The following is a 673-nucleotide window of genomic DNA, read 5'->3' as shown; positions in this document are numbered from 1 at the left end:
GTTGATAGGCCGGATATGGAAGCACGGTAACGTGTGGAGTTGACCGGTACTAATAGGCCGAGGGCTTGTCCTCAGTTGCTCGCGTCCACTGTGTTAGTTCTGAGACAACGAACAGTTGTCGGCTTTGAGTAGAACAGACAATTAAAGAGTGTGCTTGTTCGCTCGAAACCATTAGGGTTTCGGTGGTTATAGCGTAGGGGAAACGCCCGGTTACATTTCGAACCCGGAAGCTAAGCCTTACAGCGCCGATGGTACTGCAGGGGGGACCCTGTGGGAGAGTAGGACGCCGCCGAACAATCTTTGGAAGGACCCTTGGTCCCAGCGTTCAGCTGGGACCAAGGGTCCTTTTTGTTTTTGCACTGCGCGCTGGGCACCCGGCTGCGCGAGAATGACTTGCGGTACCGAAGACAGGAGTCACCATGTCCACCAACTCTCCCGACGACCGACCGGAGCGCGACCAGCGGCGACGGGAGGGGGACCGGAGCGACCGGCACGACCGCGGCGGTCAGCGCGGGGGCCGCGGAGACCGTGGGGGCTTCCGCCGCGACAACGACCGTGGCGGCAACGACCGTGGTGCGTACGGGCGTCGTGAGGGCGACCGCGGCGACCGTCCCGACCGCGGCGACCGCGGCGAGCGCCCCGCCTTCCGTCGCGACGACCGGCGCGACGACAA

At 63.3% G+C, this 673-nt stretch carries 2 rRNA genes and 1 pseudogene; all 3 read left to right on the top strand.

Annotation, left to right across the window (positions count from 1 at the left end):
* Positions 1-73 (top strand): 23S ribosomal RNA (locus ACIQU3_RS33560); the annotation flags it as partial.
* A 105-nt stretch (positions 74-178) separates the two neighbouring features.
* Positions 179-295 (top strand): 5S ribosomal RNA (gene rrf / locus ACIQU3_RS33555).
* 124 nt (positions 296-419) lie between these two features.
* Positions 420-673 (top strand): annotated as a pseudogene (locus ACIQU3_RS33550) (tetratricopeptide repeat protein); the annotation flags it as partial.

The sequence above is a fragment of the Streptomyces sp. NPDC101110 genome, from assembly GCF_044759525.1.
Taxonomy (GTDB): Bacteria; Actinomycetota; Actinomycetes; order Streptomycetales; family Streptomycetaceae; genus Streptomyces.
This window is presented reverse-complemented; position numbering and strand designations above follow the sequence as displayed.